The sequence below is a fragment of the Rhodovulum sulfidophilum DSM 1374 genome (genome assembly GCF_001633165.1).
Classification (GTDB): Bacteria; Pseudomonadota; Alphaproteobacteria; order Rhodobacterales; family Rhodobacteraceae; genus Rhodovulum; species Rhodovulum sulfidophilum.
This window is the reverse complement of record NZ_CP015418.1, coordinates 451,239-474,214: the sequence shown is the minus strand read 5'-3', so window position 1 is coordinate 474,214 and position 22,976 is coordinate 451,239. Positions and strand designations below refer to the sequence as shown.

Annotated in this window: 25 protein-coding genes and 1 pseudogene; 5 read left to right on the top strand and 21 right to left on the bottom strand. The window is 66.1% G+C overall.

All coding sequences use genetic code 11. The features are described from left to right. Nucleotides 1–157: 157 nt before the first annotated feature. Both A6W98_RS02380 and A6W98_RS02375 read right to left on the bottom strand, forming a co-directional pair. Nucleotides 158–1,012, bottom strand: coding sequence for a DUF4172 domain-containing protein (locus A6W98_RS02380; protein ID WP_231098349.1), 855 nt, complete (start codon nucleotides 1,010–1,012; stop codon nucleotides 158–160). 185 nt (nucleotides 1,013–1,197) lie between these two features. Next, nucleotides 1,198–2,421: a hypothetical protein gene (locus A6W98_RS02375; RefSeq protein ID WP_042457398.1), complete on the bottom strand. Its 1,224-nt coding sequence runs from the start codon at nucleotides 2,419–2,421 to the stop codon at nucleotides 1,198–1,200. 547 nt (nucleotides 2,422–2,968) lie between these two features. Between A6W98_RS02375 and A6W98_RS02370 the strand changes: the two genes are divergently transcribed. Then, nucleotides 2,969–3,436, top strand: coding sequence for a hypothetical protein (locus A6W98_RS02370; protein ID WP_042457394.1), 468 nt, complete (start codon nucleotides 2,969–2,971; stop codon nucleotides 3,434–3,436). An 80-nt stretch (nucleotides 3,437–3,516) separates the two neighbouring features. Beyond that, nucleotides 3,517–3,960: a nucleoside diphosphate kinase regulator gene (rnk, locus tag A6W98_RS02365; protein WP_042457391.1), complete on the top strand. Its 444-nt coding sequence runs from the start codon at nucleotides 3,517–3,519 to the stop codon at nucleotides 3,958–3,960. A gap of 858 nt (nucleotides 3,961–4,818) precedes the next feature. On the opposite strand, the gene A6W98_RS20100 is transcribed toward rnk, so the two are convergent. Beyond that, complete coding sequence (locus A6W98_RS20100) at nucleotides 4,819–5,202, bottom strand: tyrosine-type recombinase/integrase (RefSeq protein WP_231098348.1); 384 nt, start codon at nucleotides 5,200–5,202, stop codon at nucleotides 4,819–4,821. A 56-nt stretch (nucleotides 5,203–5,258) separates the two neighbouring features. On the opposite strand from A6W98_RS20100, the pseudogene A6W98_RS22260 reads away from it, so the two are divergent. Beyond that, a pseudogene (locus A6W98_RS22260) lies at nucleotides 5,259–5,423 on the top strand (IS5/IS1182 family transposase); the annotation flags it as partial. Nucleotides 5,424–5,617: 194 nt separating this feature from the next. On the opposite strand, the gene A6W98_RS21785 reads toward A6W98_RS22260, so the two are convergent. The 18 genes from A6W98_RS21785 to A6W98_RS02280 form a co-directional block, all read right to left on the bottom strand. Further along, nucleotides 5,618–5,938 carry a hypothetical protein gene (locus A6W98_RS21785; RefSeq protein WP_231098347.1) on the bottom strand — a complete coding sequence of 107 codons (321 nt, stop codon included), beginning with the start codon at nucleotides 5,936–5,938 and terminating at the stop codon, nucleotides 5,618–5,620. A 247-nt stretch (nucleotides 5,939–6,185) separates the two neighbouring features. Further along, a complete protein-coding gene (locus A6W98_RS21780) occupies nucleotides 6,186–6,440 on the bottom strand; it encodes a hypothetical protein (protein ID WP_231098345.1) in 255 nt (84 codons plus the stop codon). Nucleotides 6,441–6,594: 154 nt separating this feature from the next. Next, the gene (locus A6W98_RS02355; RefSeq protein ID WP_042457388.1) at nucleotides 6,595–7,818 is read right to left on the bottom strand and encodes a phenylacetate--CoA ligase family protein; all 1,224 of its coding nucleotides are present in this window, start codon (nucleotides 7,816–7,818) and stop codon (nucleotides 6,595–6,597) included. Between the two features lie 37 nt (nucleotides 7,819–7,855). Beyond that, entirely contained in the window at nucleotides 7,856–8,680 is an 825-nt protein-coding gene (locus A6W98_RS02350; protein WP_042457385.1) for an ABC transporter ATP-binding protein, read from the bottom strand. A 59-nt stretch (nucleotides 8,681–8,739) separates the two neighbouring features. Next, nucleotides 8,740–10,020, bottom strand: a complete 1,281-nt coding sequence (locus A6W98_RS02345) for an ABC transporter substrate-binding protein (RefSeq protein ID WP_042457382.1) — start codon at nucleotides 10,018–10,020, stop codon at nucleotides 8,740–8,742. A 64-nt stretch (nucleotides 10,021–10,084) separates the two neighbouring features. Continuing rightward, a complete protein-coding gene (locus A6W98_RS02340; protein ID WP_042457380.1) occupies nucleotides 10,085–11,161 on the bottom strand; it encodes a branched-chain amino acid ABC transporter permease in 1,077 nt (358 codons plus the stop codon). Beyond that, nucleotides 11,162–11,533: a VOC family protein gene (locus A6W98_RS02335; RefSeq protein WP_042457377.1), complete on the bottom strand. Its 372-nt coding sequence runs from the start codon at nucleotides 11,531–11,533 to the stop codon at nucleotides 11,162–11,164. It lies immediately after the preceding gene. Beyond that, nucleotides 11,530–11,763 carry a hypothetical protein gene (locus tag A6W98_RS21630; protein WP_042457374.1) on the bottom strand — a complete coding sequence of 78 codons (234 nt, stop codon included), beginning with the start codon at nucleotides 11,761–11,763 and terminating at the stop codon, nucleotides 11,530–11,532. Before A6W98_RS21630 ends, A6W98_RS02335 begins: the two co-directional genes overlap by 4 nt. Nucleotide 11,764: 1 nt before the next feature. Next, nucleotides 11,765–12,757 (bottom strand): branched-chain amino acid ABC transporter permease, encoded by a 993-nt coding sequence (locus A6W98_RS02325; protein WP_042457371.1) that lies wholly within the window; start codon nucleotides 12,755–12,757, stop codon nucleotides 11,765–11,767. Further along, nucleotides 12,750–13,574, bottom strand: coding sequence for an ABC transporter ATP-binding protein (locus A6W98_RS02320; RefSeq protein WP_406678826.1), 825 nt, complete (start codon nucleotides 13,572–13,574; stop codon nucleotides 12,750–12,752). Before A6W98_RS02320 ends, A6W98_RS02325 begins: the two co-directional genes overlap by 8 nt. A gap of 5 nt (nucleotides 13,575–13,579) precedes the next feature. Then, nucleotides 13,580–13,933, bottom strand: a complete 354-nt coding sequence (locus A6W98_RS02315; protein WP_042457364.1) for a hypothetical protein — start codon at nucleotides 13,931–13,933, stop codon at nucleotides 13,580–13,582. Beyond that, a complete protein-coding gene (locus tag A6W98_RS02310) occupies nucleotides 13,930–16,095 on the bottom strand; it encodes an AMP-binding protein (protein ID WP_042457361.1) in 2,166 nt (721 codons plus the stop codon). The genes A6W98_RS02315 and A6W98_RS02310 overlap by 4 nt, the downstream gene beginning before the upstream one ends. Nucleotides 16,096–16,466: 371 nt before the next feature. Beyond that, a complete protein-coding gene (locus tag A6W98_RS02305; protein ID WP_042457358.1) occupies nucleotides 16,467–16,799 on the bottom strand; it encodes a DUF3775 domain-containing protein in 333 nt (110 codons plus the stop codon). A 69-nt stretch (nucleotides 16,800–16,868) separates the two neighbouring features. Next, nucleotides 16,869–17,612, bottom strand: coding sequence for an SDR family NAD(P)-dependent oxidoreductase (locus tag A6W98_RS02300; RefSeq protein ID WP_042457355.1), 744 nt, complete (start codon nucleotides 17,610–17,612; stop codon nucleotides 16,869–16,871). After that, the gene (locus A6W98_RS02295; protein WP_042457352.1) at nucleotides 17,609–18,163 is read right to left on the bottom strand and encodes a DUF3833 family protein; all 555 of its coding nucleotides are present in this window, start codon (nucleotides 18,161–18,163) and stop codon (nucleotides 17,609–17,611) included. The genes A6W98_RS02300 and A6W98_RS02295 overlap by 4 nt, the downstream gene beginning before the upstream one ends. Next, complete coding sequence (locus A6W98_RS02290) at nucleotides 18,160–19,395, bottom strand: MFS transporter (RefSeq protein ID WP_042457348.1); 1,236 nt, start codon at nucleotides 19,393–19,395, stop codon at nucleotides 18,160–18,162. Before A6W98_RS02290 ends, A6W98_RS02295 begins: the two co-directional genes overlap by 4 nt. Then, entirely contained in the window at nucleotides 19,395–20,159 is a 765-nt protein-coding gene (locus A6W98_RS02285) for a DUF1365 domain-containing protein (protein ID WP_042457345.1), read from the bottom strand. The genes A6W98_RS02290 and A6W98_RS02285 overlap by 1 nt, the downstream gene beginning before the upstream one ends. Further along, nucleotides 20,156–21,448, bottom strand: a complete 1,293-nt coding sequence (locus A6W98_RS02280) for an NAD(P)/FAD-dependent oxidoreductase (RefSeq protein WP_042457343.1) — start codon at nucleotides 21,446–21,448, stop codon at nucleotides 20,156–20,158. Before A6W98_RS02280 ends, A6W98_RS02285 begins: the two co-directional genes overlap by 4 nt. A 321-nt stretch (nucleotides 21,449–21,769) precedes the next feature. On the opposite strand from A6W98_RS02280, the gene A6W98_RS02275 reads away from it, so the two are divergent. Both A6W98_RS02275 and A6W98_RS02270 read left to right on the top strand, forming a co-directional pair. Next, a complete protein-coding gene (locus A6W98_RS02275) occupies nucleotides 21,770–22,285 on the top strand; it encodes a sigma-70 family RNA polymerase sigma factor (RefSeq protein WP_231098422.1) in 516 nt (171 codons plus the stop codon). 17 nt (nucleotides 22,286–22,302) lie between these two features. Further along, the gene (locus A6W98_RS02270; RefSeq protein WP_042457340.1) at nucleotides 22,303–22,968 is read left to right on the top strand and encodes a ChrR family anti-sigma-E factor; all 666 of its coding nucleotides are present in this window, start codon (nucleotides 22,303–22,305) and stop codon (nucleotides 22,966–22,968) included. The last annotated feature ends 8 nt before the right edge of the window (nucleotides 22,969–22,976 follow it).

Below are 22,976 nucleotides of genomic sequence, written 5' to 3'. Positions count from 1 at the left end.
TCCTTGGCTCCCTGCGCAGGTAGTCGGCGAAGGGGGGGCGGTCAACCGGCCACCGCCGCCGGACGGCGCCGCATGGTTCCGCCCCTTTCGCCCGAAGCGGTGCCCGTGACCGCGTGGCCCATGGCGAGGCGACCGTTATTTCCCTGTCTAAAGGCTTTCAGCGAAGCTGCAGGTGAATATGGTCGTTGTGGCGGGCTGCGCGGCAGCCCTGAAAACCGATGACATTGCCTGTCGCGCCAAGGCTTTCTGCGAGATGCGGTTCAACGAATATCCTGCCCACGCGCGGATCCTTCGACAGCACGTCCAGAACAGCCCGATTGCGGTCGGGCTCCAGGCGGAAGTCACGCCAAAGCGGTTGGAGGGCATTGAAATCCCACCGAAGCGTTGGCCAGGCGGACGGGCAATCTGTGGGGCCTTGTTCGAATGCGAAATACCCGATGGGAGAGCGCACCGCACCCGGCCTGTAGCCGGAGGAATCGGCATAGTAGAAGGCCAGGTCGGCTTTCTTCCCATCGTCATGCGAGAGATGGGGAAGCAGCGGAAACCCATCGAAAAACGGAAAGTTCGCGTCCAGAAACAGGGTTATTGTGCCCGGATGGCGCCGGTGCATCTCTTCTGCCGTGTCCGACAGCACATCGGCAAGTTCGGGCGTCACATAGTTGCGGTTCAGCGCACAGGAGATCCAGCTTTGCGCTGCCAGAGGCCCGCGCTCGACGCAGCTCAAGGGAACCCGTCCGAAACCTGGCGCGATCCAGACGGCGGCGGCTGACAGGCCGACATAGAACAGGACGAATGCCAGCAGCGTCCTTCGGAACGCCAGGGCCATGAGCCAGGCAATCCCGCCGATCTGGGTCAGCAAGGTGAGAAAGACGATGACGCCGATATGCAGAAGGGAACGGAGCATGTCTCGGTGCTGGTCGAACTGGCCGCCGAAAGCAACGGCGCTCGCCTGGCGGTTAGCTGGCTTGTTCGGCGGGTTGGCTGAACGGCCGCGACGCGTGACGCGGCGCATGAGAGACAGACCTTTCCGTTAGCAAGGGCAATCCCGGCTATGTGCCGAGATCCCGTCGCTCTGTTTTCAGGCCGTGTTTTCCGTAAAGGGGGGCCGCACCTCGTGATCCTTGCCAGCCGTCCCGGCCCGGATCGGGCGATGGGCTGCCCACGCGGTCCGGTCGCGCCTCGGCTCAGGACCCGCGCTCAGGAATTGCCGACGATTTCCGCCACACGGTCCGAGATTTCCTCGAAGCGCTGACGCAGGACCGTGTCGTCGAAGGGTTCGAGGTCGGGCAGCTGCCGGGTCATGATCTCGCCGAACAACCGGTCGGTCTCGTCGATGAAATTAAGCACGTTCATCGAGTTCACCGCGGTGTCATAGGTCGAATAGGTGACGTCGAGCCAGGACCGGGCCTTCTCCATCGCCTCGGCCGAGCGTGCCTTCTGGCGGTCGAGGATCCGTTCATAGCGTGCGATCACATCGAGCGAGAGCGCGTTGGCGGCGATGTTCTTGGCATAGATGTCCTGCTGTTCGGGCGTGGCCGTGGTCATCCGCTCGCGGGCAAAGGCGACGGTGGCGTCGATCTCGCCCTTGATGGTCTCGAGCGCGGGCAGATATTCCTCGTCGAGCCGGCGCATGTATTCGCGATGCACCATCACCTGCAGCTCGGCCATCACCACGAAGACGCCGTAATACTGGATCTGCATCGCGGGCGAGGGCGAGGTCTCGGCCATCAGCGCCTTCAGCTCGTCGGTGATCTTGCGGGTGATGTCGAAGACCGCGAACATCCTGAGCAGATCGTCGCCATCGGCGCGCGAGGTCAGGCTGTCGATCTCTTCGGGGCCAAGGGCGGCGCCCGCCTCGGCAAAGCTCTGCTGCAGCGCCTGCTTGCGCGCGGCGACCTCGCCTTCGAGCGCAGCCATCTCGGCCTCGCGCCTGGCGATCCGGCCCTCGATCCGGTCGGTTTCGTCCGGGTCGGGCGCGGCGGCCTGCCGGGCGAGATAGAGATCGCGGCGCAGCACCTCGATCTCGCGCCCCAGGCCCGCGATTTCGGCCCTCAACCGCCGGATCTCCTCGATGGCGCCGACATTGCCATCCTGCAGAAGCGCCTTCTCGATCTCCAGCACCAGCGCGTCGACATCGCGTTCGAGGCCCTTGGTCGAGCGCCCCAGCAGCCGGAAGCCGCTGCGCTCGCGGCTGTCCTCGATGCGGTCATGCAACTCGGTCAGGTCCTCGCCGCCCTCGATCAGCCGGTCGAGATGCTGCTCGAGCGCGGTGCCGGGGGGCTCCGCCTCCCAGAGCGTCCAGGCGGCAGCCGGACGCCCCGCGATGGCGGCGATGCAGGCCAGGACAAGGCAAGTCGAAGCAAGGCCGGTCGAAGCAAGGCCGGTCGAAGCAAGGATCGGGCGAAGGAACGGTACGGTCATGCGCTCGCTTTCGGAGGGCGGACCCGGGATCCGCACAGTCGGACGGAATATTTATTCTATCACGGATCTGTCCGCCGCGCATCCTTTCCCGCTGCGCGGTCCTGTCCCGGTTCGCAAGCCGATCCGAGGACCATCGCCCCCATATCATGGCCAAGGGCAGGGTCGGGTGCCGTCACCTGCCCGGCCCCGTGTCGGGAGGCGGTCACATCGTCAAGGCCCGCCAGATCCAGTCCGGCCGGGATCGTGGGCGGCATGACCGCCTCCCGATACGGCGTATTGCGAGCCCGCCCCGGCATATCGATCCCGCAGGCGGGCGGTTGCGGCATAAAGGCCACCGTTCCGGATGGGGACCGGTCTCCAAGATTGACAGTTTGCGCTTAATGGCTAGGTTCTCCTCATGGTCACGCACGAGATCCTTTTCCGGTTTCTGCTTCTGAACCGCCCGGGTCCCCGGGCGGTCTGCGTTTAAGCGCGTCTTCGACCACCCGGGGCTTTTCTCACATTCTTGAATTGAGAACGCGGCTTTCGCCGCCCTGGGAGACACATCATGACCATTACCAGGATCACGCATCTGCCTCCTGGCAGTGACTTTCGGCCGCTGTTCCCGCGCTCGGCTGTCGAGACCGGTTTCCTGCTTACCGTCGAGGACCGGCGGGGTATCGAGCGCCTGCTCCGCCATGACGGAACCAGGAATGCGGCCAATCCCGCGCTTCTGAACGGGTTCCTGCGCCACAAGCTGCGGATCTCGCGCGAGGCGCCCGAACCGCCCCCGCCCGGGCTTGTCATGGCCGGATGCCATGTCACCTACATGATCAGCGGTGAGGGCGCGCGCTCGGGCGTGCTGTCCATGAGCCCGGCGCCGGTCCCGGGACATCTTTCCATCATATCCCTGCTCGGGGCGACCCTGATGGGGATGCGGAAGCTTCAGAAGGTCCCGCTTTTGCGGGATGACGGCCGGATCGAGACGGTCGTCGTGCTGGATGTCGGCCTGCCGCCAGACCGCCACGCGGCCTGACCGTCCTTCCGCCACCGGCGGCCCGAGAGATCGCCGTTTCACGACATATCATCGCCCTCAGTGGCGGAAAGGAGACCCCAATGACCGAACAACGTCCCACCTCACGCGGCACCGGGCGGCGGCCCAGGGTCGTCATCGCCGACGACTGCCTGGACAAGCTCGAAGCTCTTGCCGAAGGTGCCATCCATCGCAATCCCGACCTTGCCGACCGGCTGCTCGGCGAGCTTGGCCGGGCCCGTATCGTTGCTGCCGCGAAACTTCCGGCGAACGTGGTGGCGATCGGCCGCGCGGTCACCTATCGCGACGAATCGACGGGACAGGAAAAGACCGTCACTCCGGTCTTCCCCGAGGCGGCCGACATCTCGCGCGGCCGGGTCTCGGTCCTGACCCCGATCGGGATCGCCCTGATCGGCCTGGCCGAGGGCGCATCGCTTCCCTGGGACACCAGGGACGGAAAGCGGCGGGTGCTGACGGTGCTCCGGGTCGCTCCGCAGGAGGCCACCGAAGGGCTGGAGGCAGGATGATCCGCTGTTGCCGGGGGCTGGCCGAGGCCCATGACCTGCCCGGGAGGGGTCGCGCGATGCGTTGACGACGCCAGGAGGCTCCTTCCGGGACATCGACTGCCAATGCTCTGGCGTCCTTATCTCCCATCGAAAGAGGGCCTCATGAACCGTCACCTTCCGCCTGCCTGCCCGTCCTGCAAGGCACCGCTTCCCCGCGCGGCCGCGCATCGCTGTCCCAGCTGTCGGCATATCCTTGACGGCGGGCCCTTCCTCATCCGGGTTTCCTGCCGCCGCTGCGGCGCGGCTGTCGAGCGACGTGCCGGCGCCGCCGCGATCTGCCTCCGCTGCCGGTCCCTTCGCCCCTCCCGGCTCCTGCAAAAGGGCTGACGGGAAGAGCTCGGCCTGTCATCCCCGGCGGCGGCTCTGGCCGCCGGCCTGACGATTCTCGAGCAGGGGGCTGGCGGGCCTTCGGCATCGACGGAGGCCTTGCCGCGGCTTGGCGGCCGAGCCATTCGCGCTGTCCGGTTGTGGGACGGCGCGTGGTATTTCAAGATCGCGGACACCCTCGTTCCCGAACGGTCTTGCGCGCGAAATCCGGCAACTTCGGAGGGGTTTCGAGCGCTGTTGCCAGGGCGGTCGTGGCGGCGTTTCCCTTTGCCTGACGGGCGTTCCGGGGCGTCTTTCGGGGCAACTCATGTGGATCAAGAGGCGCCGGATTTGTGCCGATCTGCCGATACGGAACGTGCATCTTTCCGCGCCAGGCTGTCCGATTCCGCATGATCAACTGCAATGAGGCTTGCTGTTTTTTCCGGGCAGGCGTATGTCCGGCGGTGGGACACCCCTACCAGCGAGGGACGCTGTCATTTATATTTTTCCATTCTATTTCAAATAGATGATAGATTCTTGCGCCGTTTTTGCACCGAAAAGCACATTGGTGACGCTCGGGTCTTTCATCGCGTGAGAGTAGGTGCGTAGCACTGTTGTTGCGTCCTTCCACCCGCCCATATCCGCCACAGTCTTCACGTCGATACCGGCCTGCAGCATGGAAGTGGCAAAGCCGTGCCGACAGCAGTGCGGTGTAAGGCGCTCAATCTTCGCTCGCCTGCAAACGTTGTTCCAATGTCCCCGAACGCTGCCCCTCCCGGCGTAGCCGAACACGGGGTCATCCGGATTCCGGTTGCTGGGAATGTTCGCTAGCGACACCACAATTTCGGGCGGCAGATGTGCGATGCGCTTCCAAGGTGTCGGCTTGAACAGGTGCAACTCCACCCTGGCCGCGTTGAGGTCAACATGGCGCCACGTCAGGTTGCACGTCTCGCCAAGGCACCATCGGCAACGCCATCTTCGCTGTCCTATGCAGCTGCGGCCACGACATCCGCAAGATCCTCGTCCATCTCAGGGCTCTCTTGCTTCTGTTGCTCACCATGATCCGGGCTCAAGCCGCCCGGCCAGATGATCACAGGCGCACCCTCGTGGCGGCATGATCACGTTGTTCAGCAGGGACCAAGTAGAGGACCTCCCGAAAGGGGCCGATGGCGATTGCATCCGCCTCAGGGAAGGTCTGCGGCTCCGGGTACAGGCTCCTTGCGTCCCGCCACGAAACGCCCTCCGATAAGATCATGACGGGTGGCGGCAAGGAACCCTAGGAGGTCAATGCAGCGCCATGATCGAGCGGTGGCTATCGCTTCTGGGTGCTCAAGGGCTTTTCGGCCAGGAGGCAATAGCTCATCGGAAGCTGTGCGGCGCGGACCTCATAGATATCATACTCCGGCTCGCGGATGGTGTGCCCGTATTCTCGCAGCTCGACGATCCCGAGCCCGGACCGGACACAAACCGTCACGATACCGCCCGGAGGGGGAATGAACCAGTAGGCCGGGCTGCCTTCGCCGTGATCCTTGCTGTCATAGGTGGTCAGCATGGGCTCCTCCAGCGGACGCCGCTCGAAATAGCTGCAGGCGGGCTCGAATGGGATGGGGCTTGCCGGGTCGGGAATCTCCATAAATCGGTGCGTTTCGTAGATGACCAGACGGCCACCCCCTCCGAGAAGTTCGGACGCGATGCGGAAGAACTCCGGTAAGTCCGGCTATCCAGCCAAGAGCACCGACGGTGATGAGCGCGAGGTCGAACTGGCCGACATCCGAGGGCAAGTCTCAGATGTCCGCTTCCACCAGGCGTGGATTGACGCCGACAGCATCCGCGAGTTGCCGCGCTTGGGCTAGGAAGCCGCCCGCCTGATCGACGCTCATTTAGGGACGGATGCCGAGAGAGGAGAGGGAAAACAGCTTGCGCGCATTGTTGCAGGCGGTCTGCACGGCAGAGCGCCCCTTGAGGCCAAGACCTTGCAGGGGCGAGGTCAGAAACGGGTCGAGCACCGAGAAGCCCGATTGGGCCGCCTCTTCAAGAAGCTTCTCCCAAGTCTCGCCTTCCCCATGCAGGGGCACCGAAGCGTTCCACGCCGCTCGGTTCGCCGAGATGATTTCCTTCTGGGTCATGTCGGCCATAGAACGCAACCCTGCTTCAAACATCGACTTGTGGCAGCCCAGGGTAGACCTTCGAGAGATTGCATTGCAGGTCGGTATTCGGCAGCGCCGCCGCTCGGACAGGCCATCCGACCGCCCCCCGAGCCCTTCGCCGAAACCGCCCCAAACGCAGGCCTCAGTCGTAGCTGCGGGTATCTTCGATCACCAGACCGTCATTGGGCAGGCTGCCCGGCGCCACCAGCTCGACCGTCCCTTTCAGCTTCAGCACCTCGGCCACGCTGGCGGCGAAGGGGGCGGGGTCGGTCGCCTCGGTCTCGAGCCGCACCGTCATCGTGTCGCGCTCGCCCGCGCGACCCGCCACGACCCGCGCCTTCGCCACTTCGGGATGGCGCGCGACGAGATCGGCGACCTGTTCGGGACGGACGAACATGCCCTTGATCTTGGTGGTCTGGTCGGCCCGGCCCATCCAGCCCCGGATGCGCATGTTGGTGCGGCCGCAGGGCGATTTCCCCGGCAGCACCGCGGACAGGTCTCCGGTCGCGAAGCGGATCAGCGGATAGTCGGGGTTGAGCGTCGTCACCACGACCTCGCCCACCTCGCCATCGGGCAGCGGATCGCCGGTGCCGGGGCGCACGATCTCGACGATCACGCCCTCCTCGACGATCATCCCCTCCATCGCCGGGCTTTCATAGGCGATATTGCCCAGATCGGCGGTGGCATAGCATTGCAGGCAGGCGATGCCCCGGTCGGCATAGTCCTGACGGAGCGACGGAAACAGCGCGCCGCCCGACACCACGGCGCGCCGGAGGCGCGACAGGTACATCCCCAGCGCGTCGGCCCGGTCGAGCAGTACCTTGAGGAAATCCGGCGTCCCGGCATAGGCGGTCACGCCGACGTCACGGGCGGCCCGAACCTGCAGCTCGGTCTGGCCGGTGCCCGCCGGCAGCACCGCCGCCCCGACCGCGCGCGCGCCATTCTCGAACATCATGCCGGCGGGCGTCAGGTGATAGCCGAAGCAGTTCTGCACGATATCGCCCGCGCCGATCCCGGCGGCATGCAGGAAGCGCCCCAGCCGCCACCAGTTGGTGCTGACGCAGCCCGGTTCGTAGATCGGCCCCGGCGACTGGAAGACATGATCGAACTGCCCCGCCTCCCAGGCGGTATAGCCGCCGAAGGGGGCCTCGGCCGATTGCGCGGCGACAAGCCCCGACTTCCGCAGGACCGGCAGTGCCGCCAGAGCCTCGCGCGTGGTCAGCGTCAGCGGGTTCACCTCGGCCAGCGCCCCGGCATATCCCGGCAGCGCACGGGCCTCGGCGACCAGAGCGGGCAGGCATTCGGCCAGAGAGGCGGCGCGCTCGTCCTCCGAGCGGGTCTCGAGATCGTCGAAATGGACAGACATCGGCACTCCTTCGGTCACAGATGGCATTCAGGTCGGGTCAGCTGAGCCAGCGCTTGCGGCGGCGATAGGACCGCACGTCGCGAAAGCTCTTCCGGCCCTGATCGGACATGCCCAGATAGAACTCCTTCACATCCGGGTTCTCGCGCAGATCGGCGGCCGGGCCGTCCATCACGATCCGGCCCGATTCCAGGATATAGCCGTAATGGGCATAGCGGAGCGCGACATTGGTGTTCTGCTCGGCCAGAAGGAAGGTCACGCCCTCGTTCTCGTTCACCGATTTCACGATCTCGAAGATCTGCTGCACCAGTTGCGGCGCCAGCCCCATCGAGGGCTCGTCCAGCAGGATCATCTGCGGCCGGCTCATCAGCGCGCGACCGATCGCCACCATCTGCTGTTCGCCGCCCGAGGTATAGCCCGCCTGAGACTTCCGCCGTTCCTTCAGCCGCGGGAAATAGCCATAGACCATCTCCAGATCGGCCTGAAGCGCGGCGCGGCTGTCGCTGCGGGTATAGGCGCCGGTCAGAAGGTTTTCCTCGACGGTCAGATGCTCGAAGCAATGCCGCCCCTCCATCACCTGGATCACGCCCGCCTTGACCAGATCGGCGGGGTTCAGATCCTGCACGCGCGCCCCGCGATAGAGGATCGAGCCCTTGGTGACCTCGCCCCGCTCGGAGCGCAGGAGGTTCGAGATGGCCTTGAGCGTGGTGGTCTTGCCCGCGCCATTGCCGCCCAGAAGCGCCGTGATGCCGCCCTTCGGCACCGAGAGCGACACCCCCTTCAGCACCAGGATGACGTGATTGTAGATCACCTCGATATTGTTCAGCTCAAGCAGGGTCTCGTCCTGCGGCGCGGTATCGAACATGGGCGTCCTCCCGGGAAGCGAACGCCCCCGGCCGGGTCGCGGCCGGAGGCGGACAGGGCCTAGTCGCAGCGCGGCGCGATGCCGTTCTCGGCCGCGAAAGCCGTGGAATCGGCCTCGATGAGCGGCGCGATCACCTCGGCATCGGGGGCGATGAAATCGGTCAGCGGCACCCAGGTCTTCTCGGCCGCGTTCCATTGCTGGACGATGGCCATGCCCGAGCCGCCATGATCGGCACAGCTCACGGTGAATTCGGGGCCGATCCCCGGCATGCCCAGCGCCTCCATCCGCGCATCGGTCATCTCCAGATGCTCCATCCCGTCGCGCATCATCGCCGCGTCGATCTGGGCGGTGCCGGTCATCTCCTGCGCCGTCTTCGCCGCCTCGACCGCCAGCATCGCCGCATACATGCCGCGGGTGTACAGCACCGAGCCGACATAAGACCCGTCGCCCGCCGCCAGCCCCTTGTCGATCACATGGCTGCGGATATCGGCGAAGACCGGGTAATCGACCACCCGGTTCATGTTGAGCGCCTTGTAGCCGTCGGCGGCCATGCCGGCGGGGGCCACGTCATGCTCGGCCCCGGCCCACCAGTTGCCGATGAAATGGTCCATCGGGAAGTTGATGTTGGCGGCCTCCTGGATCGCGACCTGGTTCATCACGCCCCAGCCCCACATCACCACCACATCGGGCCGCTCGCGCCGGATCTGCAGCCATTGCGACTTCTGCGACTGGCCGGGGCTGTCGACCGGGATCAGCGTCAGCTTGAAGCCGTGCTTCTTCGACAGCGCCTCGAGCGTCGGGATCGGCTCCTTGCCATAGGCCGAGTTGTGATAGAGCAGCGTGATCTTCTTGCCCTCGAGACTGCCGCCATTCTCGTCCATCAGGTATTTCACGATGACCGAGGCCCCGTCCCAGTAATTGGCCGGGTAGTTGAACACCCATTCGAAGACCTTGCCATTGGCGGCCGAGGTCCGCCCATAGCCCATGGTGTGCAGCGGAATGTGATCGGCCTCGACCTTCGGGATCAGCTGATAGGTGATGCCGGTCGACAGCGGCTGGTAGATCAGCGCGCCGTCGCCCTTGGTGGCCTCGTAGCACTCGACCCCCTTCTCGGTATTGTAGGCGGTCTCGCATTCCGGCACCCGGGCCTTGACCCCGCCGATGCCGCCATCGCGCTCGTTCACCAGGGTGAAATAGTCCTGATAGCCGTCCGAGAACGGAACGCCGCCCGCCGCGAAGGGCCCGGTACGGTAGCTGAGATCGGGAAATACCAGATCGGCCGCGGCCGGGCCCGCGGCCAGCAGGACGCCCAGTGCAAGCGGGGCCAGTCGGTTGGTCATGTCGTCACTCCTCCCTTGAAAATGCGTGCCGGGTTGGCCCGGTCGGTCGCGCCTGCCCTGCCCGTCAATGCGGGAATGGCCAGAGCCTCAGCTTTTCCTTCCCCACCCGCCAGAGCTGGGCGAGCCCGTGCGGCTCGGCGATCAGGAAGCCGATGATCAGCGCCCCCAGGATCATCAGCTGGACATGGGCGGTCAGATCGGTGGGCCATCCCAGCGTGCCCACCAGCACGTTCTTCAGCAGAACCGGCAGCAGCACCAGAAAGGCCGCGCCCGCGAAGCTGCCGAAGATCGAGCCGAGCCCGCCGATGATGATCATGAAGAGGATGAGAAAGCTCTTCTGGATGCCGAAAGCCTCGCCGACCTCGACCGCGCCCAGATAGACCGCGAAGAACAGCGCGCCCGCGATGCCGATATAGAAGGACGAGACCGCGAAGGCCGTCAGCTTGGCCTTGAGCGGGTTCACTCCGATGATCTCGGCCGCGATATCCATGTCGCGGATCGCCATCCAGGACCGCCCGACCGTGCCCCGCGTCAGGTTGCGCGCGGCCCAGGCCAGAACGACGGCGAAGACGAGGCAGATCATGTATTGCGCCCAGGCCTCGACCCCGGCGCCGGTGACGGGCTGGCCGAAGACGGTGCGGGCGGGCGCCGAGATCTGCCCCGAGGCCGAGTGGTTGTAGAACCACGGCACCTTGTTGAAGAGCCAGACCAGGAAGAACTGCGCCGCCAGCGTCGCGACCGCCAGATAGAAGCCCTTGATCCGAAGCGAGGGCAGACCGAACAGCACCCCGACCGCGGCCGTCACCAGCCCGCCGCCCAGGATGCAGAAGACGATGTTCAGATCGGGAAAGGCGGTCATCAGCTTGTAGCAGGCATAGGCCCCCACCGCCATGAAGCCGCCGGTGCCCAGCGACAGCTGGCCGCAATAGCCGACCAGGATGTTCAGCCCGATGGCGGCGATGGCATAGATCAGGAAGGGCACGAAGATCGCGCTGGCCCAGTAATCGTCGATCGCGAAGGGCACGACCGCGAAGGCCAGCACCAGCACCGCGTAATAGCGGTAGCGGTCGAAGCCTATCGGAAAGGTCTGGCTGTCATCCCGGTAGGAGGTCTTGAAATCGCCGGCCTCGCGGTAGAACATTCAGTCGACCTCCATGGCATCTTTGGGAAAATTCCCTTCGGGCAGGACCGGACAGAAGCGGTGCCCGCTGGGCGCCTGCCTCACCACCCGGTCCCTGACCCGCGTGACCTCGACCGCGCCGAGGCCGGTCAGCCGGGCGCATTCGGCCTCGATATCGTCGGTCTCGATATCGAGATGCATGCGGGGGTCGTGGCCGACCGCCTGCAGGATCACCTGCGGCGCGGCGGGCGGGCCGCTCGGCCAGCCAGAACGGGCGTCTTCAACAAGGGCGCCCTCGCGCCCCGACGCCGCCGACCGGAAGGCCAGGGCCGGACCCGAATCCTCGGTCCGGCAATCGATGCAGAGCCCGCCGATCCGGGTGCGGTGGCTCACAGCGGTCTCCGGACCCGGGCAGCACCCTTCGGCACGGTCCGGATCACCGGGCGCTTGCCGCGCACCAGCCGCACCCAGGACAGCATCCCCGCGACGAAGCCCGCGAAGGCCAGAAGCCCGTAGGCCACCGACATCCATTGGGCATCGTTGACCGAGGCCAGAGCAAGATAGGCGAACACATAGAAGACCCCCCAACCGATCACACAGGTAATGGCAAAGAGCTTTTGCATGTCAGACCCTTTCGATGATCCTCTCTCCGAAAAGCCCCTGCGGCCGGAACACCAGAAACACCAGCGCAAGGACATAGGCGAACCAGTTCTCGGTGGCGCCGCCGATCATCGGGCCGACCGTGAATTCGAACAGCTTCTCGCCGACCCCGATGATGAGCCCGCCGACGATGGCGCCAGGGATCGAGGTGAAGCCGCCCAGCATCAGGACCGGCAGCGCCTTCAGCGCGATCAGCGACAGGCTGAACTGCACCCCAGACTTGGCGCCCCACATGATGCCCGCGACCAGCGCGACGATGCCCGCGATCGACCAGACCAGCACCCAGATGAAGCGCAGCGAGATGCCGACCGACAGCGCCGCCTGATGGTCGTCGGCAACGGCGCGCAGCGCCCGGCCCTGCTTGGAAAACTGCGAGAACAGGGTCAGCGAGATCACCAGAACCGCCGCGACCAGCGTCGCCACGATATCGAGCCTGTCGATGAAGAAGCCGTAGAATCCCTCGCCACCCCAGCCCGCGGTGGCCTGTTCAAGCCAGGCGCTGCCCCCCTGCGGCAACCCCACGTCCAGCGTCTTGATGTCGGCGCCCCACATGATGTCGCCGAACCCTTCGAGGAAATAGGCCAGCCCGATGGTCGCCATGAACAGGATGATCGGTGCCTGATTGACCAGATGCTTGAGGATCAGCCGCTCGATGGCGATGGCCAGCAGCACCATCACCCCCACCGTCAGCACGATCGCCACCACCGCCGGAAGCTGCCAGCCGAAATGGTGCAGATCGGTGCCGAGCGCCGCGTTGATCAGATGGGCGAAGGGCACCTGTCCCTCCTGCAGCCCGACCAGCGTCAGCGCCGCGAACAGCGCCAGCACGCCTTGCGCATAGTTGAAGATGCCCGAGGCCTTGAAGATCAGCACGAAGCCCAGCGCCACCAGCGCATAAAGCACGCCCGCCATCAGCCCGTTGATCATCACCTCGACGGCGTAAAGCAGATCAGTCATGGGCCACCCCCAGATAGGCGTCGATCACGTCCTTGCTGGCGCGCACCTCCTCGGGCGGGCCGTCGCCGATCTTGCGGCCGTAATCCATCACCACCACCCGGTCGGAAAGGTCCATGACCACGCCCATGTCATGCTCGATCAGGACGATGGTGGTGCCGAATTCGTCATTCACATCGAGGATGAAGCGGGACATGTCCTCCTTCTCCTCGACATTCATCCCGGCCATCGGCTCGTCCAGCAGCAGAAGCCGGGGCTCGGCCGCCAGCGCCCGGCCCAGCTCCACCCGCTTCTGCAAGCCATAGGGCAGACGGCCCACCGGGGTCTTGCGGATATGCTGGATCTCGAGAAAGTCGATGATCTTCTCGACCGCGGCGCGGTGCTCGCTTTCCTCGCGCTCGGCCGGTCCCCACCACAAAGCCTGGGACAGAAGCGAGGATTTCATCCGGGTGATCCGCCCGGTCATGATGTTGTCGAGCGTCGACATGCCGGAAAACAGCGCGATGTTCTGGAAGGTCCGGGCGATGCCCTGCCGCGCGACCTTGTAGGGGCGCATCTGCGGACGCCGCGCGCCCTCGAACCAGACCTCGCCTTCCGAAGGCCGGTAGAACCCCGAAATCACGTTCAGCATCGAGGATTTGCCCGCGCCGTTCGGGCCGATGATGGCGCGGATCTCGCCCTCGCGGATGTCGAAGGAGATATCCTTGATCGCGACCACCCCGCCGAAACGCAGCGTGATGTTCCTCAGCTCCATCAGCACCGGGCCGATGGCGCGGCCATCCTCGGTCGGCAGACCCTCGTCCGGTTGCGGGGGCGCCATCCGGTTCATACCACGGCCAGAAGTTTCGTCATGGCCATGCGCAGCCCCGAGCCCAGCACGGTCGCGGCGCCATAGACGAAGACCATGGTCACGAGATTGGCCAGCCCGTAGCGCAGTGCATGCGACAGCGGCGCGAGGCGGCCGCCTTCGGGCGTCGGCGGTTCCTGCGGCACCCGGATCTGGGCGAAGACCGCCAGCGCCAGCGAGAAGACCGCGGCCAGCGCCCAGAACCCGGCCCCGAGCGCCACCATCGCCGTCAGCAGGGCGAAGCTGGCCCAGAGCACATCCTTCTGGGCCCGTCCGAACGGGATCTGCCAGTCGAGCGAGGGCATCGGGATCGTGGGTCGGTTCTCGGTCATTCGGCGGCCACCTTGTCATGGGAGTGCACCGGGAAGCTGCGCGCGTCCCGGATCTTGAGGGTGGCCCGGATGCGCCCCTTGCGCCCGTCCTCGTAGGTCACCTCGGTTTCGGTATATTGCTCGGCCGAGCCGTCATAGAGCGCGGCCACCAGATCGGCGTATTTCTCCTCGATGATGCGGCGGCGGACCTTGCGGGTCCGGGTCAGCTCGCCATCATCGGCATCAAGCTCCTTGTGCAGCACCAGAAACCGGCGGACCTGGCAGCCCGACAGCATCTCGTCCCCCGCCAGCGAGCGGTTGACCTCCTCGACATGCGACTTGATGGTTTCCAGCACGCGCGGATGCCCCGCCAGCTCCTGATAGGAGGCATAGGCGATGTTGTTGCGCTCGGCCCAGTTGCCGACCGCGGTGAGGTCGATATTGATGAAGGCGGTACAGATCTTGCGCCCGGCGCCGAACACCACCGCCTCGAGGATATCGGGGAAGAATTTCAGCTTGTTCTCGACATATTTCGGCGCGAACAGCGCACCATCGGCCATCCTTCCCACATCCTTCGCGCGGTCGATGATCCTGAGATGCCCGCTGGCCTCTTCGAAGAAGCCGGCATCGCCGGTCGCGACCCAACCCTCGGGATCCTTGGTCGAGGCGGTGCTGTCGGGGTTCCTGTAATATTCGACGAAGGTGCCGGGGCTTCTGTAATAGACCTCGCCGCTTTCGCCGATCTTCACCTCGACGCCCGGGCTCGGCACGCCCACCGTGTCCGACCGGACCTGCCCGTCGGGCTGCTGGGTGATGAAGACGCTCGCCTCGGTCTGGCCGTAAAGCTGTTTCAGGTTGATCCCGAGCGAGCGGTAGAACTCGAAGATCTCGGGGCCGATGGCCTCGCCCGCGGTATAGGCCACACGGATGCGCGACAGGCCCAGCGTGTTCTTGAGCGGCCCGTAGATCAGGACCTCGCCGGTGCGATACTCGAAATAATCCCGCAGGGGTCTGGGATAGAGGTTCAGAAGCGGCCCCCGCGCCCGGAAATACTTGCGGGCCTCCAGCGGATGGCGGAGCCGCACGAAGAAGCCCCGCACCGCATTCTCGGCCAGCGTCTCGACCGCGAAGCCGATCCCCATCGCATAGCGGTAGATCCAGCGCAGACGGCGCCGCAGCGTCGGGCGCGACTGCCTGCGGCGATAGCGCGGCATCCCGAAGCGTTCGCCGGTGCCCTTGGCGAACTCCATGAAATGCCTGAACAGCGCGTGTTTCAGATCGCCCGCATCCTCCATCCGGATCATCACGCTGGTCAGCATGGTCTCGAAGATCCGGGGCGGCGCGAAGAAATAGGTGGGCCCGATCTCGCGCAGATCGGTCATCATCGTGTCGGGGCTTTCGGGGCAGTTGACGCAGAAACCCGCGACCATGGCCTGACCGATGGAGAAGATGAAATCGCCGACCCAGGCCATCGGAAGATAGGCCAGAACCTCCTCGTCCTGGCCCAGATGGTCGAAGGCGACCGAGGCCTTCGCGGTCTCGATGATGTTGCGGTTCGACAGCACCACGCCCTTGGGCTTGCCGGTGGTGCCCGAGGTGTAAAGCATGACGCAGGTCGTGTCCCAAGTCTGCCCGGCGATGCGCGCGTCAAGCTCGGGTTCCAGCCGACGATGCGCCGCGCGGCCCTCCTCGCCGATATCGTGCAGCCAGTTCAGACGGGTGTGGTCGTATTTCCGCATGCCCCGCTTGTCGTTGTAGAGGACATGCTCGACGCCTGGCGCGCGGTCGCGGATCTCGATGACCTTGTCGACCTGTTCCTGATCGCCACAGACGACGAAACGGGCGCCGCAATGGTCCAGCACATAGGCCATCTCTTCGGCCACCGCGTCCTGATACAGCGGCACCGGCACCGCGCCGCACATCTGCGCGGCCACCATCGCCCAGTAATGCGCGGGCCGGTTGCGGCCGATCACGGCGACATGGTCGCCCGGCGCCATCCCCAGCGCCAGAAAGCCCAGCGCCATCGCCCGGATCTCATCCGACGCCTCGGCCCAGGTCCAGGCCTGCCAGATGCCGAATTCCTTCTCGCGATAGGCGGGACGGTCGCCGTAAAGGGCGACGTTGCGGGCCAGCAGCGCCGGAATGGAACATAAGCCGTCCGCCGACACGCCGCGTGTTGCCAAGATCCGTCCTCCCCCTGCGTCGGCGGCCGGTCATGTCCGCGTTGATCGCGGATCGGACTGACTCCGGATCGGCGGGCCCGGATCGACCGGACCTCACCGACCGGGCCGGATATTCCGGCCGCCTCGGCGGCGTTTCATGCGCCAGGTTTCCTCATCGCGCTTCGGATAACGGGCCCCTCGGGGCCTCCTCCACACCGAAGCGTCAACGCAGAGTTGCGCATGCCCAAAGGCCGGTCAAGGGAAAGGTTATATAATTGCGCAAGGTCAGGCTGCGTAGGAAATTATTCTATACGCTGCGGCGACATATGCAAAAGCTGCGGCCGGAAGGCTGCATGCGGCCCGGGCAGATCCCGACCGGCCGCATCACGCCTTCAGCGGTCGAAGAATTCCTCTTCGACATCGGCCGGGCTGATCCCGATGGCTTCAAGCCCGGATTCGAGATAATCGGCGAAAAGCGGCATGTTGACGAGGTAATCCTCGGTCGGCGAGGTCGCCTCGGCCTTGGCGGTCGTGATCGCCTCTTCAAGCTCGTCCGCCTCGAAGGTCTCGCGGCCGATCCAGGTCAGCGCCACCAGGCTGGCCTTCTCGTCATCGTTCATGGCCGCGATGAAGCCGCGCAGCTCGGCCTCGCCCAGACGCTTCTCGCGGGCCTGAAAGATCACCTGCACCACCTTGCTGGGGCTGATTTCCAAGAGCTCTTCCATGGGTCGTCTTACTCCTACGGCACGGGCGCTCAGTGTCGCCCGCACCCGTCGCAGAGGCAAGGGCAAGTATCAGCTCTTGCGCCCGAAAAGCGGAAAATAAAGCCAGTCGGGCAGAAGCTGGGACAGGCGCATGATCCAGGAGAAAAGCGTCGGGAAGCTGCGCGACATCGCATCCGACATCATCAGCTCGACATATTCATGCGCGACATCCTCGGGCGACATGATGAAGGGCATCTTGAAGTCGTTCTTGTCGGTCAGCCGGGTCTTGACGAAGCCCGGGCTTGCGATCTGGACCTTCACCCCGGTGCCGCGCAGATCGACCTGCAGGCTTTCGCCCAGCGACATCAGCCCGGCCTTGGAAGCGCCGTAGCCGATCGCCCCCGGCAGGCCGCGATAGCCCGCGAGGCTGCCGGTCAGAACGATATGGCCGCGGTCGCGCGCCACGAACCAGGGCACGACATGGCCCAGCACCCGGGCCGCGCCCATCAGGTTGACGTCAAGCATGGTCTCGACCTGCTCGGCATTCCAGTCCCCGGCCGTCATCGGCCAGTAGGTGCCCGAGACATAGATCACGCCGTCGATCTCTCCGACCGCCTCGACCGCCGCCTTGACCGCGGCCGCGTCGGTCACGTCGACCGGCACCACATCGGCCTTGCGGGGCAGCGATGCGGCCAGTTCCTTCAGCCGGTCCTCGCTGCGGGCGCTGAGCACGAGATTGACCCCGAGCGCCCCCAGCCGTTCTGCCAGAGCGCGGCCGATGCCCTCGCTCGCCCCGATGATCCAGTAGCGTTTTCCGATCCAGTCCGTCGTCACGCGGCCTCCTTCGGGCGCATCGTCGCCACCAGTTCGGCAACCAGGAAGCCGAACTTGCGGAACTGGCTGCGATTAATGATCGCCCCGTTTTCCATCAGATACATCCAGTCGGTCACCGCCAGCACATGCCCGCCCGAATCCTCGGGCAGACGGATGCGGTAGCGGAGGTTTACCCCCGATCCCTGCTGCATTCCATGCCCGGAGCCAACCAGATCCGGAGCATCGGCCGCAATCGAGCCGTCGTTTGCAAGTTTGAAGGACCATCTGCGACTTTGGGTAGCACCGCTGTCATAACGGAACTCCTCGGTCATCGTTCCCGAATTGCCCTCCCATTGGGCAAGGAAATCTCCGGTGAAGCGCGATACCACCCGGCCGGTCGGCCCGTAGACCACGCCCTCGCAGAGGATCGGCCCGTCCAGATGGCGCCGCAGGTCGAATTCGGGGCCCTGGCCGCTGTAATCGGCGGGCTTCTGCGCCGGAAATCCGAGATAGCGGACCTTGGCCGCGACCAGGGCCAGCGCCAGAGCCAGCCCGAGAACGAATGCGATCATCCGATCGTCTCCCTGTTGAGCGGCGTCGCGGCCAGAAGCGCGAGCGCCACGAGTTTGAGGGCACAGGGCAGGGCCGCGTAAAGCAGGCTCAGCAGCACCAGCGCCCGCTCCGGAGAGGCCGTCTCCCCGGGCTCGAACCCCGCCGCCTGCAGCAGCGGCAGCACCGCCACCGCCGCGAGGGCGAGGGTGAATTTCGACACGAAGGACCACAGCCCGAAGGCCTGCCCGGCATTGGGCGCGATCCGCGCCATGCGCCCGGCGAAGATCGCGGGCAGAAGGGTCATGTCGGCGCCGAGCGCCGCACCCGAGGCGACGCAGATCGCGGCGAAGGCCAGCCCGTCGCCCGTGCCCAGGAGGGTCGCGAAGCCGAAGGCCAGGATCGACAGTCCCATGCCCGCCAGCAACGCGGGCTTCTCGCCGAACCGTCGTGCCGCCCGCCCCCAGCCGGGTGCCGAGGCCGCCGCCGACAGGAAGAACAGCACCAGCAGCGGCCCCTCCCATCCCGGCAGGCCGAGACGGCTTTCGACGAAGAACAGGAACAGCGTCGAAGTCACGGCGACGGGCGTGGCATTGATCAGCGCCAGAAGCAGAAGCCGCCGTGCCACCGCATCGGCCAGAACCTCGCGCCAGCCCGTTGTTTCGGCCGCGGCGGGCAAGGACCAGTCGCGCCACATCGCCAGCGCCGCCACCGCCGCCAACACCCCGAAGCCCAGCGCAAAGGCGGCGAAGGGTGCCGCCGTGACCGTCATCAGCACGGTCGGCGCCACCGCGGCGACCGAGACGCCCAGAAGCCCGCCGGTCTCGCGCCAGGCCGCAAGCCGGACATGCCCGCCCGGCCCCATCCGCCCGGCCCGAGACACGCCCTGGGCGTAGAAGGTGATGGTGAGGAAGCTGAAGGCGGTGAACAGCCCGGTCAGGCTGAGCGCGAACCACAGCAGCGGCGCGACCGGCGGCACGACCGCGAACAGCGCCGCCATCGAGGCCACCAGCAGCGCCACCGCCGCCAGCACCGCAAGGGACCGCCAGCGGTGCAGACGCTCCGACAGCCAGCCCAGCGCCGGGTCCTGCACCACGTCGAGCAGCCTCAGCCCGAACAGCACGCTGCCCAGCGCGGCAAGGCTCACCCCGTACTGGTCGACATAGAATTTCGGCGCGTGGATATAGATCGGCAGCCCCGCCGCGGTCAGCATCGCGGCAAAGACCGCATAGCCCGACAGCGGTGCTGCCCGCATCAGCTCAGCTCTTCGGCGGGCGGTTCGGGCCGGGCCCGGTATTTCGCCCCTTTCAGGAACAGCACAAGCGCATGCCAGTGGATCAGCACCAGCACCCGGCGCGACCCGAACGGCCGGCGCAGCGCGCTTTTCAGCATCGACCAGCGGCTGAGCGGCCGCCGCGGGCCGGTCAGGGTCGCGTAAAGCCCCTCTTCGGCATCGGCGGAATAGTCGATCCAGATCCCCACCTTGTCGGGCCGGATGTCGAAGCGGAAGCGGTAGCCCCCGGCAATCGGCAGGAATGGCGAGACATGCAGGATCTTGGTCGCGGTCAGGATGTCCGAGGGCTCGATCGGGCGCTGGTCGGGATGACAGCACAGATAGCAATGCCGGTCGCCGAAGGTGTTGTTGACCTCGGCGATCACCGCGCGCAGCTGATCCTCGGTATCGTGACACAGCCAGAAGCTGACCGGGTTGAATTCATGGCCCAGCACCCGCGGCAGGGTCATCAGCTCGATCTTGCCGCGGATCGCGAACAGATCGCGCGCCTTCAGCACCTCGCGCACCCAGGCCGCGCCCCGGCCCTGGCCCTTGGGACCGCCATGATCGCTGTCGAGCACCGCCATCGGCTTGCCGGGCACCCGTCCGAACCAGCCCGGCGCCTTCAGCTCCTGCGCCTCGGCGTCGAACAGCACGTAATCGACCGTATGGGCCAGCTTGTGCGCGACCCGGCCGCGCCGCTGGTGAAAGGTCTTGCCCCGGATATGCTCTACAACTGCCGTCATGCCGCCACCGCCTCGGGTCCGCCGCGCTGGATGGCCTCGGCCACATCCACCGCGCTGGCCAGCCCGTCCTCGTGAAATCCGTTCCGCATCCAGGCGCCGCAGAACCAGGTGCGGTTGGTCCCGTTCATCCGCCGCACCGTCTGCTGCGCCTCGAGCGCGCCCCGGTCATAGACCGGATGCCGGAACGTCGCCGTGTCATAGATCAACTCGTCGCGGACCGGCCGCCGCGAATTCAGCGTCACGAAAAGCGGATCGTCCTCGGGGATCGGCTGCAGCGAATTCATCCAGTAAGTCAGGTCGATGCGGTCGGCCCGGGCGCCGGACTCCTCGGTGTAGTTCCAGCTCGACCAGACCGCGCGGCGTTTCGGCATCAAGGAGGGATCGGCATGCAGCACCGCCTCGTTCGGCTGGTAGCGCACCGCCGACAGCGCGGCGCGTTCCTCGGGCGAGGCATCGGCCAGCATCGCCAGGCTGTCATCGGAATGCGTCGCGAAGACCACCTCGTCGAAGCTTTCCCACGCGCCGCCCCGGGCCCGGATCTCGGCGCCCTCGGCGCCCCGGCGCACCGCCTCGACCGGCGCGGCCTTGCGGATCTCGACATCGGCCGCGGCCAGCGCCGCCTCGAGCCGGCGCACATATTCGACCGACCCGCCCTCGACGGTATACCACTGATGCTGGCCCGAGGTGCTGAGCAGCGCGTGATTGTCGAAGAAACGGATCAGCGCCTGGGCCGGAAAATCGAGAATGTCCTGCGAAGGCGTCGACCAGATCGCCCCCGAAAGCGGCAACAGATAGCGGTCGCGGAACCAGTCGCCGGTGCCGAGCGCGGCCAGGAAATCGCCCAGGGACACCGACGGATCGCGGGCCTCGTCCAGCGCGCGGGCATTGAAACGCGTGACATCGCGCAGCATGCCCCAGAAGCGCGGGTTCAGCGCATTGGCGGGCTGGGCGAACACCGCGCGCAGGTTTTTCAGCCCGTATTCGAAGGCCCCGCCATCGAAGGAGGCGCCAAAGCTCATGTCGGATTTCGCCACCGGCACGCCCAGCTTTTCGAACAGCCGCACCATATGCGGGTAATTCACCCGGTTGAAGACGATGAAGCCGGTATCGACCGGCCGGTCGCCATGCCGCCCGGCCAGCACCGTGCGGGCATGGCCGCCCAGACGCCCCTCGGCCTCGAACAGCGTCACCCGGGCCGTTTCGGCCAGAAGATGTGCGGCGCCCATCCCCGAGATGCCGCCTCCGATCACGGCGATCCGCCGCCGCCCGCCCGCGCTGTCGATTGGCATGTGACTGTTGCTCCTGTCTGTCCCGTCGGTCGGATATGGGCTTCGGGCGGCCCCTGTCCAGCACCTGGGCGGCTTTGTCCGACCCGGGACCGGACAAGGCGATTTCCTGCGACCGGATTTCACGACCGGGCGATTTTTACCCCCGAAAGTGATCCGGACGGCCGCTTGCCCCGTAACAATGACATGTTGCACGGCTCGCATGCCAGCCAGAAACCGGATGAAGCCGGGGCGCTGCCGCCCTATCTTGGCTTCGATGAGGGACCTGTCAGCACTGCCGAGGCAAGAGTCGTGACCGAAAGACAAACCGCCGACACCCAGTGGGTGACATGTGTGGACCGGATCGGGGCGTCGCGGGACCAGGCCGCCTTTGCCCGCCTGTTCGCGCATTTCGCCCCCCGGGTGAAGGCGTTCCTGATGAAATCCGGGGCCGACGAGGCCCTTGCCGAGGAATGCGCGCAGGAGGTGATGGCGACGGTCTGGCACAAGGCGCATCTGTTCGACCCGGAACGGGCCAGCGTGGCGACATGGATCTTCACCATCGCCCGCAACCGCCGGATCGACGTGCTGCGCAAGCAGCGGCGCCCCGAGCCCGAGGATCTGCCCTGGGGGCCGGATCACGCGCCCGACCAGTCCGAGACCGTCGCGCTGCAACAGGAAACCGAACAGCTCGGACGCGCTCTCGAGGCGCTGCCCGAGGCCCAGAGGGTGCTGATCGAACGGGCCTATTTCGGCGAGCTCTCGCATCGCGAGATCGCGGCCGAGACCGGTCTGCCGCTTGGCACGATCAAGTCGAGGATCCGGCTGGCGCTGGACCGCCTGCGCCATGAAATGACATGAGGAAGACGACCCGAGCCATGACCACGCGCATCACCCATCACCTGAACGACGCCCTGCTGATGTCCTATGCCGCGGGCAGCCTGCCCGAGGCCTTCTCGCTGGTCGTCGCGACCCATGTCTCGCTTTGCGACGAGTGCCGGGCCCGGCTGGCCGGGTTCGAGGCGGTGGGCGGCGCGGTGCTGGAGGCCGAGGAACCGGCCGCCGCCATGGCCGAGGACAGCCTTGCCGCCACGCTTCGGCGGATCGCGGCCATGCCCGGGGAAACGCACGTAACGGCGCCCGAGCCCGACGCTGCGGCGGATCCGGTCTTCCCGATGCCGCTGCGCGACTATGTCGGCGGCGATGCGCAGGACGTCCATTGGCGCGCGCTCGGCGGCGGGGTGCGGCAGGCGGTGCTGCCCACCGAAAAGGATGCCACCGTCCGGCTGCTCTACATCCCGGCCGGAATGGCGATGCCCGATCACGGCCATGGCGGGATGGAGCTGACGATGGTGCTGCAGGGCGCCTTCGAGGATGCCGGCGGGCGCTACGGGCGCGGCGATGTCGAGGTCGCGGGCGAGGATCTCGACCATACCCCGGTCGCGGCGCCGGGCCCCGATTGCATCTGCCTCGCCGCCACCGATGCCCCGCTGAAATTCCGCGGCATCCTGCCGCGCCTGGCCCAGCCCTTCATCGGGATCTGAGCCTGGGC

Coding starts and splice junctions, on each gene's coding strand:
- A6W98_RS02380 (WP_231098349.1), bottom strand. CDS start 1,012: ATGCGCCGCGTCACGCGTCGCGGCCGTTCAGCCAACCCGCCGAACAAG.
- A6W98_RS02350 (WP_042457385.1), bottom strand. CDS start 8,680: ATGTTCGATACCGCGCCGCAGGACGAGACCCTGCTTGAGCTGAACAAT.
- A6W98_RS02325 (WP_042457371.1), bottom strand. CDS start 12,757: ATGACTGATCTGCTTTACGCCGTCGAGGTGATGATCAACGGGCTGATG.
- A6W98_RS02290 (WP_042457348.1), bottom strand. CDS start 19,395: ATGCGGGCAGCACCGCTGTCGGGCTATGCGGTCTTTGCCGCGATGCTG.
- A6W98_RS02295 (WP_042457352.1), bottom strand. CDS start 18,163: ATGATCGCATTCGTTCTCGGGCTGGCTCTGGCGCTGGCCCTGGTCGCG.
- A6W98_RS21780 (WP_231098345.1), bottom strand. CDS start 6,440: ATGGCCGACATGACCCAGAAGGAAATCATCTCGGCGAACCGAGCGGCG.
- A6W98_RS02305 (WP_042457358.1), bottom strand. CDS start 16,799: ATGGAAGAGCTCTTGGAAATCAGCCCCAGCAAGGTGGTGCAGGTGATC.
- A6W98_RS02315 (WP_042457364.1), bottom strand. CDS start 13,933: ATGACCGAGAACCGACCCACGATCCCGATGCCCTCGCTCGACTGGCAG.
- A6W98_RS02280 (WP_042457343.1), bottom strand. CDS start 21,448: ATGCCAATCGACAGCGCGGGCGGGCGGCGGCGGATCGCCGTGATCGGA.
- rnk (WP_042457391.1), top strand. CDS start 3,517: ATGACCGAACAACGTCCCACCTCACGCGGCACCGGGCGGCGGCCCAGG.
- A6W98_RS02285 (WP_042457345.1), bottom strand. CDS start 20,159: ATGACGGCAGTTGTAGAGCATATCCGGGGCAAGACCTTTCACCAGCGG.
- A6W98_RS02340 (WP_042457380.1), bottom strand. CDS start 11,161: ATGTTCTACCGCGAGGCCGGCGATTTCAAGACCTCCTACCGGGATGAC.
- A6W98_RS02320 (WP_406678826.1), bottom strand. CDS start 13,574: ATGGCGCCCCCGCAACCGGACGAGGGTCTGCCGACCGAGGATGGCCGC.
- A6W98_RS21785 (WP_231098347.1), bottom strand. CDS start 5,938: ATGGAGATTCCCGACCCGGCAAGCCCCATCCCATTCGAGCCCGCCTGC.
- A6W98_RS02345 (WP_042457382.1), bottom strand. CDS start 10,020: ATGACCAACCGACTGGCCCCGCTTGCACTGGGCGTCCTGCTGGCCGCG.
- A6W98_RS02370 (WP_042457394.1), top strand. CDS start 2,969: ATGACCATTACCAGGATCACGCATCTGCCTCCTGGCAGTGACTTTCGG.
- A6W98_RS21630 (WP_042457374.1), bottom strand. CDS start 11,763: ATGCAAAAGCTCTTTGCCATTACCTGTGTGATCGGTTGGGGGGTCTTC.
- A6W98_RS02375 (WP_042457398.1), bottom strand. CDS start 2,421: ATGACCGTACCGTTCCTTCGCCCGATCCTTGCTTCGACCGGCCTTGCT.
- A6W98_RS02355 (WP_042457388.1), bottom strand. CDS start 7,818: ATGTCTGTCCATTTCGACGATCTCGAGACCCGCTCGGAGGACGAGCGC.
- A6W98_RS02270 (WP_042457340.1), top strand. CDS start 22,303: ATGACCACGCGCATCACCCATCACCTGAACGACGCCCTGCTGATGTCC.